Raw genomic sequence first — 13,023 nt, forward strand, 5'->3', positions numbered from 1 at the left:
AATTTTAGTATGTCGGGTTGCTTTTTTAGGATTATCATGGTATACTTTTTGTAGAATGGCAGGGCATTAGTGCCGGCAGTTTGAAATTCTTGAATCACCGATCAAGGTTTATAACTTTGAGGTTGAAGATTTCCATACATATTTTGTTGGTAAAAGCGGTATTCTTGTTCATAATGGTAAGAAGTGTACGCCATCAGGAAGTTCACAAAATTCAGATGATGTACCGAGAGTTTATCATCCTAGCGATAAGCATGTGCCAGGACATGGTTGGGGTAGTGATAATCCGATTCCGGACATGCAAACAGGTCAACATTTACTTGATACTGCGTACTCATCGTCATCAAATAAACAATTATATAATATATACGATGATCAAATAATTAAGTTCCAGCCTGATACCGCTACAGGGTGGCATGCTTATGCGGTCACTAATACAGCTAAAGAGGTGCCAACAGATGTTTTAAAAAATATGTTAAATGACGATTTGATATCAAAGCCTCAATATAAAAAGTTTTTAAAGAACAAATAGATACCTAATATAAACTGTTGTTTGAAGTTTGTATGTGTTTTTATGATTATTTATGATTTCTCAAATTAAAAATGAGAAATCATAAATATCTTTAATTAGTATGGAGGTAGGAAACGTTGTTTACATTAAAATATGAAGCATTAGAAAAAGGATATGGTTATATACATATTATTGTTAATGGACAAGACATTTCCGAATATTCATATAACGGAAATATTTATTATGGTATGTGCAGAATTAGCAAATTGTTAGAGTGGATAAATGATAATTTAAAATACATTCTTTCAGATGACCCATTTCCTGTTAAGACTAATGCTAAAACGGGAGCAGATATGTGGCTTTATAGTGATGATTATATTCCTGGAAATTATGAACATTCACTGAAGTTCCAAGAAAAAAGACAGAATTGGATTTGGCATCATTCAATTGATTCATGTAAGGATGAGTTTTGTATGCCATTTATTGTGTTTTGTAAAGTTGGAGATAACATGGAAATCACTTGGAATAATATTGATCATAATTATAAAGATGTGGAATTTAGATATAAGTATGGGGTTTGTTATCTGAATTTAAACGATTTTAAATCTGAATTGTATAATTTTATAAAGCGTTTTAATTAATAATTGATGCATTGGTGTAAATGGTGAAACTATATCTGCAACACCAAGTCATCCGTTCTATGTTGACAAGCTTGGCTGGACACTGGCAAGAAGTCTTAAAGCCGGCGATGTACATATCCTTTCATAATTCCCCACAAAAAAGGAGGCTGAAAAATGCAGAAAATAAATATAGTGGTAGTCGATGACGATAAGCTCGCGGCTATCTCGCTCAAAACTATAATCGAAAGCACGGGCGGCGGCGAGATAACCGTCGCGGCGGTGGGCAACAGCGGCGAGGAAGCCATCGAGCTTTACGAGCGCCTGCGCCCCGATGTGCTGCTGATGGATATACGAATGGGCGGCATGAGCGGGCTTGAAGCGGGCGAATGCATACTTGCCGACCACCCCGCGGCGAAGGTGCTCTACCTCACCACATTTTCCGATGACGATTACATAATCAAAGCCCTCAGCATCGGCGCAAAGGGCTACATCTTGAAGCAGGATTTCGAGGGCATCGCCCCCGCGCTGAAAGCTGTGATGAACGGCAAAAGCGTGTTCGGCGAGCAGGTGATGAGCCGTATCCCGCAGTTGATGCAGGGCGGCAGGCGCGCCGAGGCGGGGAGCGGCTTCGATATGTCGGCGGCGGGGCTTGGCGCTACCGAGCAGGAGATGATCCAACTGGTCGCCGAGGGGCTGAGCAACCGCGAGATAGCCGCCCAGCTGTACCTCAGCGAGGGCACGGTGCGCAACTATCTGAGCGGCATTTTCGAGAAGCTCGCCGTGCGCGACAGAACTCAGCTCGCGATATTTTATTACACGCGGGTGGTGTGAAAAACAAACGGCAGACCCTATCGACTTCGTTCAAAAGGTTTGCCGTTATTTTGTATTTGATACATCGAAATGCCTGCGGCAGCGCTTCGGTATGTTTATCCCTGCCACAAACCCCATCTGCTGGAGCACGTCTGACATCACCGAAAAGCCGTCTTTGTAAAATTGCTTTATCCTGCGCGTTTTGTCGGCGATGTTCTTGTAGTCCGGCGGGCACACGAACGTCCAGTCCGCGCCGTCCTTCTCGCACTCAGCGTTACCTTTAATTATACCATATTTTTCACCACGATAATATCCGCACTCTGCACAAACCCGCCGCCGCCGATTTGTGCATTTCGGATAGCCTATTTTATTGCAATATGACGCGAAATATGGTATAATGAGGGGTGGAAAGGGGCTGTTTGAGATGGCTTTGAAATTACTGCCCGCCGTGGTCTGCCCGCGCGCTAAGGCTTTTGAGATAGTGCGGCTCTTCGGCTCGGAGATAATATCCTCTGATGGTATGCAGCTGGAGAAGCAGTTTATCCAGCACGGCAGCGTCAGCGTTTACGCTCATTCAGTCGCCGTTGCGGTGATGTGTGTGCGCCTTGCGATGCTGCTGCCGTTCGCCGTAGACCTGCGTGCGCTTGTACGCGGCGCTTTGCTGCATGATTATTTTCTGTACGATTGGCATGATGGCGATAAAAGCCACCGTCTGCACGGTTTCCGTCACGCGCGCTTCGCTTTCAATAACGCAAAACGCGATTTTGAGTTGGGCGAGGTCGAGAAAAACATGATACTTTCGCATATGTTCCCGCTGGGCATAGTGCTGCCGCGCTTCCGCGAAAGCGTTATTCTCTGCGTAGCCGATAAGATATGCGCTACCGCCGAAACCTCGGTAGGGTGCTTTGCTAAATTTATCATGTTCGTGAGAATGTGAAGTTTGTACATAAAAATTCGCCGCCCGACGAATGTCGGGCGATTTTTGCATATAAAAATGCGCAAAAAGATCCGCCCTCGGCGAACCGAAAGCGGATCATGTCGGAGTGCGCTGCAAGGGACTCGAACCCCTGACCTACTGGTTCGTAGCCAGTCACTCTATCCAGCTGAGCTAGCAACGCATTCATTCAACGTTTAATATTATATCACAATAAAAATCTCCTGTCAAGCAGTTGACAGGAGATTTCACATTTTTTTAACATTTTAATGATCGCCGTTTATTCGCTCTCAAGCATGAAGATGTACGTTTCGGGCTTCGCGCCGTTCTGCACCATCACCTGCTTCTCGAGCACCTTGGTCTTGAGGTTCTTCACCCAGTCTTTCTGCGTGCGCATTTTCATGCCTTTGCCCTCTATCCACGCGCGGACGTGCGCGTTTGAATCGCGGCGGGCAAAGCCTAAATTGTCTGCTTCAAAGCTGCCGTCAGCGCTGAGGTTGGTCAGCGGTTCAGGGTCGGAAAACTGAGTTACGCTCAGCTTCTGCTTTACTGTGAGTTTGAATTTCATGGTAACTCCTCCTTTATTTATTCGCCTGCCGTGACGGCGGGCGCTTCTGTACTGTCTGATGTTTCAAGTGCTTCGGGCTGGGCTACGTCTTTCAGTCGGCGGTTTATCGCGCGCGTTCTCACGCCTATCAGCTTCTCAAGCTCTTCGTCCGCCTGCCGCAGCCTGTCGCGCGTTTTGTCGAGCACGTTTTCAAACTGCGAGAATTCTTTCTTCGCCGCCTCAAGCACTTTCCAAACTTCGCCGCTCTTTTTCTGTATTGCCAGCGTGCGGAAGCCCATCTGCAAGCTGTTCAGCATCGCCGCCATTGTTGATGGCCCTGCGATGTTCACCTTGCAGCGGTTTTGAAGCTGCTCGACAAGCCCCATGTTCACGACTTCTGCGTACAGCCCCTCGAACGGCAGGAACATTATCGCGAAATCGGTGGTGTATGGCGGGCGTATGTACTTGTCGTGTATGCTCTTCGCGCAGGAGCGTATCTCGCTTTCAAGCGCCGCGCGCCGCTGCTTTATCTCCGCCGCGTCGCCGCTCTCATACGCCGCCAGCAGGTCGGCATAGCGGTCGCCGGGGAATTTTGAATCTATCGGCAGATACACGCTGCCGCCGTCCTCCGCGCCGGGCAGCTTCACGGCGAAATCTACGCGTTCCTTGCCGTTCGGCACTACCGCCGCCTGCTCGGCGTACTGCTCGGGCGCAAGTATCTCTGAAAGTATCGCGCCGAGCTGTATCTCACCCATTATGCCGCGCGTTTTCACGTTTGAGAGCACGTTTTTGAGGTCTGATACGCCCGAAGCGACGGCTTTCATTTCGCCCAAGCCCTCGTACACCTCCGCGAGCCGCTTGTTCACCGCTTCAAACGACTGCGTTATCCTGTCGTCGAGCGTTTTTTGCAGCTTCTCGTTCACCGTGCCGTTTATCTTGTCAAGGCTCTGCTGATTTTCCGTGCGTATTTTTTCGAGCGAGCCGAGCGTTTCGGCGCGTATCTTATCCAGCTCGGCGGTCATGGCTTTCAGCCGCTCTTCAAGCGCCGCGCTTTGGTTGCGCTGTTCGCTGCGAAGCCCCTCGCCCAGCGCAGACACGCTCTCGGCTATATTTTTCGGCATATCCGCCCGCAGCCGCGCCATGTTCACGTCAAGCCGCTGAAAGCGGTTCTCCATCGACTCGCGCTGGCGGTACTGCTCGTCGCGCAGACTGTCGCCCAGCCGCGCCACGCCCTCAGCCGCCGCCTGCGAAACTTCGCTTTTTATCCGCTCGCTCTGCTCTTTCTGAAAACGGCTCTGCCGCGCTATCAGCAGACCCACTCCCGCGGCCGAAGCCGCCGAGAGCGCGAATGTTACGATCTCTATCAATATCCTAAAGCCTCCCGCTTTACAGCTCCAGCGTTATCTCGCGCTCGGTAGGTATGTAGCGCTTGTAGGTCACGCCCACCATGTCGAACATCATCTTGCTCGCCTTAGTGTCGTCAGAGTCGGCGTATTTGTCGGATAAGTATATCACCTGCGTTATGCCGCTCTGTATTATCGCCTTAGCGCACTCGTTGCAGGGGAACAGCGAAACGTAAAGCCTGCTGCCTTTCAGCGGCGAGCCGCTGTTTAGTATAGCGTTCAGCTCGGCGTGGCAGACGAAGGGGTACTTTGTCTTTAGCCTGTCGCCGTCGCGCTCCCACGGCATATCGTCGTCGCGGCAGCCGGTAGGCATACCGTTGTAGCCGACTGAGAGTATCTTGTTTTCGGGCGAAACTATGCAGGCGCCCACCTGCGTGTTCGAGTCCTTGCTGCGCTGCGCTGAAAGCAGCGCCACGCCCATAAAGTATTCGTCCCAAGATATGTAATCCTTGCGTTTCATAAATATTCCCTCCCTAGTGTTTGTATGCGCCGAGGTTATTCGGCAGCCTTGTCGGCAGTTTCGCAGTTCTCGCAGTTGAGAGCCGCGGCGTCCTTAAAGGTCTTTTTCACAAGTCCCGTCAGCACCTTTCCGGGGCCGCACTCGATGAATTTGTCAAAGCCCTCCGCGCGGATAGCCGCCAGCTCGTCGGTAAATCTTACGGGCGAAACTATGTGCTTAGCCAGCAGATCTCTCATATTTGAAAAATCGGTAAGCTCAGCGCCCAGAACGTTTGAGTAGAACTTCATATTCGGCTTCGCGAACTCAAAGCCCTCGCTCTTCGCCAAAAATTCTTCAGCCGCGGGGCGCATTATCTCGCTGTGGAAAGCCGAAGCTACGTTGAGCTTTACGCACTTCACGCGTTTAGCCGTGCTGGTCTGCTTTATCAGCTCGCACGCCGCCGCGCAGGCGCTCTCCTCGCCCGCGATAACGGTCTGTACGGGCGAATTGTAGTTTACGGGCACTACATAGCCCTCGGTCTTTTCGCAGGCGGCCTCTATCTCGCTCGGCTCAGGGCCTATCACCGCGTACATCGAGCCTTCGCTGTTCTCGGCGGCGGTCTGCATAGCCTGCGCACGGATCTTTATCAGCTTGAAAGCGTCGGAGCAGCTGAGCATACCGCTTGCCGCCATGGCAGCGTATTCGCCCAGCGAGTGGCCCGCCGCGCCCTCAAACTTTACGCCCTTTTCCTTCAGCACTTCAAAAGCGCAGAGCGAGCATGCCATGATGGCGGGCTGAGAGTGGATAGTCTTGTTCAGCTCGGCGGGGTCTTCGGCGAACATTATGTCCTCCAGCTTGTAGCCCAGCGCCTCGTCAGCGGCGGCGAAGACTGCCTTAGCGCACTCGTAATTGTCATAAAAGTCCTTAGCCATGCCCGCGTACTGCGAGCCCTGACCTGAGAATAACACGATATTTTTCGACATGATATTTGATCCTTTCGTTATATAATTGTATTGCCGAAAACGGCATCCGTCGGCATTTTTCTTTGTGCATATCTGCCGAAGCGGCGCGCGGAAAAATGTCTAACAGTGTTAATTATGTGAATAATGTATATTTGAGCGCCTTTACAGAGCAAAAATTGATATAAATATAGAAAAACGAGTCTGTTCATAATTATGAAACTTTATTCGTTATGTTTGTTAATAATTATGTTCTATAATATAGTCAGTAGTGTACTCAGCCCGAATATGCGGCGGCGTACCGATATTACGTTATTCAATGTGAATATTATAGCATATTTTTTTTATTTGTTCAATAATTTTTACAGTTTTTTTGTGCGTCAAGGTGTAAACATTTTTTTGCATTTCGCAGCGCCGAAAAAGCGGAAGGGAAAGGGTGTCAGCAATGCTGAAAACTAATGGAGTAAAAATAAAAGGCGTGGGCAGATATGCGCCCGAGATCGTGGCGACCAACGACGACTACGCCAAGATAGTGGAAACTAACGACGAATGGATAACTCAGCGCACGGGCATAAAGACCCGCCATATCTCAAACGGCGAGCCTACCTACTACTTAGGCGCTATGGCGGCTAAAGAAGCTATTGCGAACGCGGGCATATCTGCTGAGGAGATCGGGCTGATACTCGCAAGCACCTGCACGCCCGATTATTACACCCCCTCTACAGCCTGCTTAGTACAGCGCGAGCTTGGCGTTTCGGGCTGCCCCGCTATTGATATAAACTGCGCCTGCTCGGGCTTCGTTTACGCGGTGGATATGGCTAAGCGCTACCTCGCCGAGGGCGATATAAAGTACGTTCTGGTAGTGGCTGCCGAAGAGCTTTCAAAGTTCGTTGATTATACCGACAGATCTACCTGCATACTTTTCGGCGACGCAGCCGCAGCGGTAGTTCTCGAAAAGGAAGAGGACACCCTCTTTGCCAGCTACACCGCCGCCGACGGAATGGGCGCGCCCTACCTCGTGGCACGCGCTCTGCTGACGACAAATCCTTTCCGCCAGACCGAGAGCGAGTTTGACATGAATATGCCCGAGCCGAACAAGCATTTCCTGCTTCAGGACGGCAAGGAAGTATACAAGTTCGCGACCAAGGCTCTGCCAAAGGCGGTAGAAGAAGCATGCAAAAAGGCGGATATATCCCCCGAAGAGCTCGACGCAATAATCCCCCATCAGGCAAACATCCGCATAATAGAAACTGCGGCTAAGCACCTCAAAGTACCTATGGATAAAATGGTGCTCAATATTTCCGATTACGGCAACACCTCCTCCGCTTCTATCCCCGGCGCATTTTACGACGGCGTGAACAGCGGCAGGATAAAGCGCGGCGACAAGGTATGCTTCGTAGGCTTCGGCGGCGGACTTACCTACGGTGCGGTAGTAATTGAATACTAAGGATACACATACATATATGATCAATGCCCTGCGGGGCGCTTTAAAGGAGAGGATCTCAATGACTACTAAAAAAACAAGGATAACCGAACTGCTCGGCATCAAGTACCCCATTTTTCAGGGCGGCATGGCTTGGATAGCTGAGTCTACCCTCGCGGCGGCTGTTTCAAACGCAGGCGGCTTAGGCATAATCGCGGGCGGCTCTGCACCCATCGACTATCTTCGCGAGCAGATACGCCGCTGCAAATCGCTGACGGACAAGCCTTTCGGCGTGAACATCATGCTGATGAGCCCCAACGCTGAGGAGCTGGCGCAGCTCGTTATAGAAGAGGGCGTGCCCGTAGTTACCACAGGCGCAGGCAACCCCGGCAAATTCATGGCTGCTTGGAAAGAAGCGGGCGTAAAAGTAATACCCGTAGTTCCCTCGGTAGCTCTTGCGAAGAGAATGGAGCGCTCGGGCGCTGACGCAGTTATCGCAGAGGGCACAGAGTCGGGCGGACACATCGGCGAAAACACCACCATGTGCCTTGTTCCGCAGGTAGTAGACGCGGTAGAGATACCCGTTCTTGCGGCGGGCGGCATCGCCGACGGCAGAGGCATAGCGGCTTCCTTCATGCTGGGCGCTGAGGGCGTTCAGGTAGGTACGCGCTTCCTTGCGGCGGACGAGTGCCAGGTGAACCCCGTTTACAAAGAGCTGGTGGTAAAGGCTAAGGACACCGACAGCGTGGTTACGGGCAGATATACAGGCCACCCGTGCAGAAACGTAAAGACCAAGTTCTCGAAAATGCTGGCAAACGGCGAAAAGGACGGCAGCCTTACCCCCGAGCAGTTTGAGGAAGTTACCCTCGGCTCGCTGAGAAAGGCAGTACAGGACGGCAACCTTGACGAAGGCTCTTTCCTCTGCGGCGCTATCGCAGGAATGGTAAAGGAAGTAAAGCCCTGCAAGGATATAATAGAAGAGATGTTCGGCGAGGCGGAAGCGCTGCTGAGCAAGTGAGATGATAAACGGAGGATATAGGATATGTCAACTGCAATAATCACAGGTTCATCAAGAGGTATAGGCGCTTCCATAGCGCTGCGTCTGGCTAAGGACGGCTACGATATAGCACTCAACGATATAAGCGAGGCTATGTTCGAGGACAACGACATAATGGATAAGATAAGAGCCGAGGGCGTTATCTGCGAAAAATTCATCGCTGACGTTTCCAACTACGCGCAGTGCGAGCAGATGGTAAAGGACATAAAGGCGAAGTTCGGCACTATCGACGTGCTGGTAAACAACGCAGGGATCACCCGCGACGGGCTTCTCGCAAGAATGAGCGAGGAGAATTTCGACACAGTTATCGCTGTAAACGAGAAGAGCGTTTTCAACATGACAAAGTTCGTAGGCAGCGTAATGATGAAGCAGCGCAGCGGAAAGATAATAAATCTCTCTTCCGTAGCGGGTCTTTGGGGCAACCCCGGTCAGCTCAATTACTCCGCATCTAAGGCGGCTATAATCGGTATGACTAAGACGGTAGCGAAAGAGCTCGGCTCGCGCGGGATAACCTGCAACGCCGTAGCCCCCGGCTTTATAAAGACCCCCATGACCGACAAACTCACCGAGGCGCAGAAGGAGAACATACTGCGCATGATAGCTATGAGAAGATACGGCACGGTAGAGGAGATCTCGGGCGTTGTATCGTTCCTTGCATCTAAGGACGCAAGCTACGTTACGGGTCAGGTGATAGAGATCTCAGGCGGACTTTCGATGTAATGAAAGAGAGGTAATAAAGCGCTATGAAAAGAGTTGTAATAACAGGAATGGGCACTATAAACCCGCTGGGCAACAACGTGCCGCAGTTTTGCGAGGGTCTGAAAGAGGGCAGACTGGGTATAAGCAAGATAGACCAGTTCGACTGCTCTGATTTTGACGTAAAGTGCGTAGGCGCAGTAAAGGACTTCGACCCCCTTACCGCCATAGATAAAAAAGAGAGCCGCAGAATGGACCGCTTCACCCAGTTTGCAGTATGCGCGGCTGACGAAGCTATGAAAGACGCTGGCAGCGATTTTAAGGATGTAGACCCTTACAGAGCGGGCGTGATAATCGGCGTAGGCATAGGCGGACTCAACCTTACCGAGCAGGAGCACGCGAAATTCCTCGCTAAGCCCGATAAGATAAGCGTTTTCTATATCCCGATGATGATAGCGAACATGGCGGCGGGTACTGTTTCGATGAAAACAGGCTTCAAGGGCGACAACTACGCTACCGTTACCGCTTGCGCTTCGGGCACTCACGCAGTGGGCGAAGCTTTCAGAAAGATAAAGGACGGCTACCTCGACGTAGCTATCGCGGGCGGCGCTGAGAGCTGCATCTCGCGCTTTGCGCTGGCGGGCTTCAACAATATGAAGGCGCTTTCGCGCGAGGAAGACCCCGAAAAGGCTAGTACGCCTTTCGACCTCAACCGCAAGGGCTTTGTACTGGGCGAGGGCTGCGGAATACTCGTTCTCGAAGAGTACGAGCACGCTAAGGCACGCGGTGCCAAGATATACGCCGAGGTGGCAGGCTACGGCGCTACCTGCGACGCTTACCACATGACCAGCCCTTCGCCGACGGGCGAGGCTGCGGCTGCCGCTATGAAGGCTGCTTACACTGAGGCAGGTCTTGCGCCGGAAGACGTTACCTACATCAACGCCCACGGCACTTCCACCCACCTCAACGACGCTTACGAAACTATCGCGATAAAGATAGCGCTGGGCGAAGAGGCGGCTAAGAAGACTATCATAAATTCCACCAAGTCGATGACGGGCCACCTGCTGGGCGCTACCGGCGCGGTAGAGGCGATAGCCACCGCTTTGCAGATAAACGAGGGCTTTATACACCAGACCATCGGCTATGAAACTCCCGACCCCGAGTGCGACCTTGACTACTGCACCGAGGGACTTCGCAAGACTGAGATAAAGGCTGCGCTTTCAAACTCGCTTGGCTTCGGCGGACACAACGCTACCATCTGTCTGAAAAAGTTTGCTGACTGATTTTACGGGGAGGATATTTTGAAATGAGCAAGATCTTTGATATAATCGACGTAGAGGCGATAGAAAAACTCGCCGATATAGTGAACGAAAAGGACTTAGGCGAGATAACCGTAGGCTACGAGGGCAAGAGCGTTACCGTAAAGGGCAAAAAGCCTGCGCCGCCCGCACCACCTGCAGGTGGTTTCGCACCCGCTATGCCCCCTGTATCGCCAGCAGCGGCAGCCGCCGTTACCGAGCCGATAGAGATGTCGCCAAAGACTGAGGAGATAAGCGGAACACCCGTAAAAGCGCCGATAGTGGGCACATATTACTCAAAGCCCCGCCCCGACGCCGCGCCTTTCGTAACAGTTGGCAGCAAGGTGAAAAAAGGCGATGTGCTGTATATCCTCGAGACCATGAAGGTGATGAACGAGATAGCGGCAGAGAGCGACGGAATAGTTACCAAGATACTGGTAGCCGACGGCGATTCGCTAGAGTACGGACAGACCGTAATGATACTGGGCTGATAAACGGAGGATACAAAAAATGGCTGTAATAATGGATAAAGAGCAGATAAAGGAAGTAATACCCCACCGCGACCCCTTTCTGCTTATAGACGAGATAAACGAGCTGGAGGTAGGCAAGAGGGTAGTGGCTACAAAGTACATCAAGGCTGAGGATTTTTGGTTCAAGGGTCATTTTCCCGAGTACCCCGTTACCCCCGGCGTGCTGATGATAGAGATGCTGGCGCAGGCGGGCGCGGTAGCGCTGCTTTCCATGCCCGAGAACAAGGGAAAGATAGGCTTTTTCGGCGGCATAAACAACGCTAAGTTCCGCAAGCAGGTAGTTCCCGGCGACGTGCTGCGTCTGGAAGTTGAGATAACAAAGGTAAAAGGCCCTGTAGGCTACGGCAAGGGCGTTGCTACCGTAGATGGCAAAAAGGCAGTTTCGGCTGAGATCTCCTTTGCTATAAAGTAAGCGGAAGGAGCTGTAATAAAAACCATGTTCAAAAAGGTTTTGATAGCAAACCGCGGCGAGATAGCGGTGCGCATAATACGCGCCTGCCGCGAGCTGGGTCTGCGCACCGTGGCGGTGTATTCAGAGGCTGACAGAAGCGCTCTGCACGCCAAGATAGCCGACGAGGCGGTATGCATAGGCCCTGCCGCCAGCAGCGAGAGCTACCTGAACGTCCGCGCGATAATAGGCGCTTGCGAGATCACGGGTGCTGACGCTATACACCCCGGCTTCGGCTTTCTTTCCGAAAACGCTTCGTTTGCGCGTACCTGCGAAAAGTGCGGAATAACGTTTATAGGCCCCGACTCGCACAGCATAGAGATGCTGGGCGATAAGGCGGCGGCTAAAGAGGCTATGAAGGCTGCGGGCGTGCCCGTTATCACAGGATCTGACGGCGCTGTAAAAAGCTTTGAGGAAGCAAAGCGCATAGCTGCCGAGATAGGCTACCCCGTGATGGTAAAAGCCTCGGCGGGCGGCGGCGGAAGAGGAATACGCATAGTAGAAAAGGCGGAGGAGCTGGAAAACCAGATAAACGCCGCCAAGCAGGAAGCTCTCTCGGCTTTCGGCAACGACGAGATATACATAGAGAAATTTGTGGTAAATCCGAAGCATATCGAGATACAGATACTTGCCGACTCGCAGGGCAACGTTATCTCGCTGGGCGAGCGCGACTGTTCTATGCAGCGCCGCAACCAGAAAGTGCTGGAGGAAGCGCCATCTACCGTTATCGACGAGGACACCCGCCGAAAAATGGGCGAGGCTGCCTGTGCCGCGGCTAAGGTATGCGGCTACAAAAACGCCGGCACGATAGAGTTTCTTGTGGATAAGGATAAGCATTTCTACTTTATGGAAATGAATACGCGCATACAGGTAGAGCACCCGATTACCGAGGAGGTGACGGGCGTTGATATAGTAAAAGAGCAGCTTCGCATAGCGGCGGGCGAGCCCCTCTCGTACAAGCAGGAGGATATAAAGCTCAGCGGCCACGCGATAGAGTGCCGCATAAACGCCGAGAACCCCGCTATGAACTTCATGCCCTCGCCCGGCGTGATAGATTCGCTCTTTATCCCCGGCGGCCCCGGCGTGCGAGTAGACACGGCTGTTTATCAGGGCTACGAGATAACGCCTTATTACGACTCTATGATAGCGAAGCTGATAGTACACGGCAAAGACCGCGAAGAGGCTATCGCGAAAATGAAATGGGCGCTGGCTGAGTTTATAGTAGACGGCGTCAGCACCAATATAGATTTTCATCTGAAGCTTATACGCACCGAAGCCTTTGAAAAGGGCGATTACGACAACGGCTATCTCAACCGCGTTAAGCTTATCTAAGAAAGGGGGAGCTTACAGA

The 13,023-nt window shown here is 51.6% G+C and carries 16 protein-coding genes and 1 tRNA gene; 11 read left to right on the forward strand and 6 right to left on the reverse strand.

The window, feature by feature from the left end:
- The first annotated feature begins 85 nt into the window (after window positions 1-85).
- The 3 genes from LI114_RS06035 (at window position 86) to LI114_RS06045 (ending at window position 1,959) form a co-directional block, all read left to right on the forward strand.
- A complete protein-coding gene (locus LI114_RS06035; protein WP_413770900.1) occupies window positions 86-529 on the forward strand; it encodes a polymorphic toxin-type HINT domain-containing protein in 444 nt (147 codons plus the stop codon).
- A 116-nt stretch (window positions 530-645) separates the two neighbouring features.
- Window positions 646-1,149, forward strand: coding sequence for a hypothetical protein (locus LI114_RS06040; RefSeq protein WP_227219897.1), 504 nt, complete (start codon window positions 646-648; stop codon window positions 1,147-1,149).
- 162 nt (window positions 1,150-1,311) lie between these two features.
- Entirely contained in the window at window positions 1,312-1,959 is a 648-nt protein-coding gene (locus LI114_RS06045) for a response regulator transcription factor (RefSeq protein WP_227219948.1), read from the forward strand.
- Between the two features lie 45 nt (window positions 1,960-2,004).
- Here LI114_RS06045 and LI114_RS06050 read toward each other — a convergent pair whose 3' ends face one another.
- The gene (locus tag LI114_RS06050; protein WP_227219898.1) at window positions 2,005-2,175 is read right to left on the reverse strand and encodes a hypothetical protein; all 171 of its coding nucleotides are present in this window, start codon (window positions 2,173-2,175) and stop codon (window positions 2,005-2,007) included.
- 187 nt (window positions 2,176-2,362) lie between these two features.
- Here LI114_RS06050 and LI114_RS06055 point away from each other — a divergent pair, with 187 nt between their 5' ends.
- Window positions 2,363-2,875 carry an HD domain-containing protein gene (locus tag LI114_RS06055; RefSeq protein ID WP_227219899.1) on the forward strand — a complete coding sequence of 171 codons (513 nt, stop codon included), beginning with the start codon at window positions 2,363-2,365 and terminating at the stop codon, window positions 2,873-2,875.
- A gap of 107 nt (window positions 2,876-2,982) precedes the next feature.
- Here LI114_RS06055 and LI114_RS06060 read toward each other — a convergent pair.
- From LI114_RS06060 to fabD, 5 genes are all read right to left on the reverse strand, one after another.
- Window positions 2,983-3,056 (reverse strand) — tRNA-Arg (locus LI114_RS06060).
- A gap of 96 nt (window positions 3,057-3,152) precedes the next feature.
- Complete coding sequence (locus tag LI114_RS06065) at window positions 3,153-3,440, reverse strand: hypothetical protein (RefSeq protein WP_227219900.1); 288 nt, start codon at window positions 3,438-3,440, stop codon at window positions 3,153-3,155.
- A 17-nt stretch (window positions 3,441-3,457) separates the two neighbouring features.
- On the reverse strand, window positions 3,458-4,786 hold the full coding sequence (locus LI114_RS06070) for a DNA recombination protein RmuC (protein ID WP_227219901.1): 1,329 nt from the start codon (window positions 4,784-4,786) through the stop codon (window positions 3,458-3,460).
- A gap of 19 nt (window positions 4,787-4,805) precedes the next feature.
- On the reverse strand, window positions 4,806-5,282 hold the full coding sequence (locus LI114_RS06075; RefSeq protein ID WP_022128109.1) for a deoxycytidylate deaminase: 477 nt from the start codon (window positions 5,280-5,282) through the stop codon (window positions 4,806-4,808).
- Between the two features lie 35 nt (window positions 5,283-5,317).
- A complete protein-coding gene (gene fabD / locus LI114_RS06080) occupies window positions 5,318-6,244 on the reverse strand; it encodes an ACP S-malonyltransferase (protein WP_227219902.1) in 927 nt (308 codons plus the stop codon).
- A 421-nt stretch (window positions 6,245-6,665) separates the two neighbouring features.
- On the opposite strand from fabD, the gene LI114_RS06085 reads away from it, so the two are divergent.
- Genes LI114_RS06085 through LI114_RS06115 form a run of 7 tightly spaced genes read left to right on the forward strand, consistent with a single transcriptional unit; the run spans window position 6,666 to window position 13,004 of the window.
- Window positions 6,666-7,667, forward strand: a complete 1,002-nt coding sequence (locus tag LI114_RS06085) for a beta-ketoacyl-ACP synthase III (protein ID WP_227219903.1) — start codon at window positions 6,666-6,668, stop codon at window positions 7,665-7,667.
- A gap of 58 nt (window positions 7,668-7,725) precedes the next feature.
- Entirely contained in the window at window positions 7,726-8,661 is a 936-nt protein-coding gene (gene fabK, locus LI114_RS06090; protein ID WP_227219904.1) for an enoyl-[acyl-carrier-protein] reductase FabK, read from the forward strand.
- A gap of 24 nt (window positions 8,662-8,685) precedes the next feature.
- Entirely contained in the window at window positions 8,686-9,420 is a 735-nt protein-coding gene (gene fabG / locus LI114_RS06095; RefSeq protein WP_022128113.1) for a 3-oxoacyl-[acyl-carrier-protein] reductase, read from the forward strand.
- 23 nt (window positions 9,421-9,443) lie between these two features.
- Window positions 9,444-10,679, forward strand: coding sequence for a beta-ketoacyl-ACP synthase II (gene fabF, locus LI114_RS06100; RefSeq protein ID WP_227219905.1), 1,236 nt, complete (start codon window positions 9,444-9,446; stop codon window positions 10,677-10,679).
- Window positions 10,680-10,702: 23 nt separating this feature from the next.
- Window positions 10,703-11,185: an acetyl-CoA carboxylase biotin carboxyl carrier protein gene (gene accB, locus LI114_RS06105; protein WP_227219906.1), complete on the forward strand. Its 483-nt coding sequence runs from the start codon at window positions 10,703-10,705 to the stop codon at window positions 11,183-11,185.
- A gap of 19 nt (window positions 11,186-11,204) precedes the next feature.
- Window positions 11,205-11,636, forward strand: coding sequence for a 3-hydroxyacyl-ACP dehydratase FabZ (gene fabZ, locus LI114_RS06110; protein WP_022128116.1), 432 nt, complete (start codon window positions 11,205-11,207; stop codon window positions 11,634-11,636).
- A gap of 24 nt (window positions 11,637-11,660) precedes the next feature.
- Entirely contained in the window at window positions 11,661-13,004 is a 1,344-nt protein-coding gene (locus LI114_RS06115; RefSeq protein ID WP_227219907.1) for an acetyl-CoA carboxylase biotin carboxylase subunit, read from the forward strand.
- The last annotated feature ends 19 nt before the right edge of the window (window positions 13,005-13,023 follow it).

Origin of the sequence: Ruminococcus sp. 210702-SL.1.03 (assembly GCF_020559915.1) — a bacterium.
Taxonomy (GTDB): Bacteria; Bacillota; Clostridia; order Oscillospirales; family Ruminococcaceae; genus YE71.

Excerpts from the sequence above, each read along its gene's own strand:
- LI114_RS06065 (WP_227219900.1), bottom strand. The coding sequence starts at position 3,440 with ATGAAATTCAAACTCACAGTAAAGCAGAAGCTGAGCGTAACTCAGTTT.
- fabD (WP_227219902.1), bottom strand. The coding sequence starts at position 6,244 with ATGTCGAAAAATATCGTGTTATTCTCAGGTCAGGGCTCGCAGTACGCG.
- LI114_RS06075 (WP_022128109.1), bottom strand. The coding sequence starts at position 5,282 with ATGAAACGCAAGGATTACATATCTTGGGACGAATACTTTATGGGCGTG.
- fabK (WP_227219904.1), top strand. The coding sequence starts at position 7,726 with ATGACTACTAAAAAAACAAGGATAACCGAACTGCTCGGCATCAAGTAC.
- fabG (WP_022128113.1), top strand. The coding sequence starts at position 8,686 with ATGTCAACTGCAATAATCACAGGTTCATCAAGAGGTATAGGCGCTTCC.
- fabF (WP_227219905.1), top strand. The coding sequence starts at position 9,444 with ATGAAAAGAGTTGTAATAACAGGAATGGGCACTATAAACCCGCTGGGC.
- LI114_RS06055 (WP_227219899.1), top strand. The coding sequence starts at position 2,363 with ATGGCTTTGAAATTACTGCCCGCCGTGGTCTGCCCGCGCGCTAAGGCT.
- LI114_RS06085 (WP_227219903.1), top strand. The coding sequence starts at position 6,666 with ATGCTGAAAACTAATGGAGTAAAAATAAAAGGCGTGGGCAGATATGCG.
- fabZ (WP_022128116.1), top strand. The coding sequence starts at position 11,205 with ATGGCTGTAATAATGGATAAAGAGCAGATAAAGGAAGTAATACCCCAC.
- LI114_RS06115 (WP_227219907.1), top strand. The coding sequence starts at position 11,661 with ATGTTCAAAAAGGTTTTGATAGCAAACCGCGGCGAGATAGCGGTGCGC.
- accB (WP_227219906.1), top strand. The coding sequence starts at position 10,703 with ATGAGCAAGATCTTTGATATAATCGACGTAGAGGCGATAGAAAAACTC.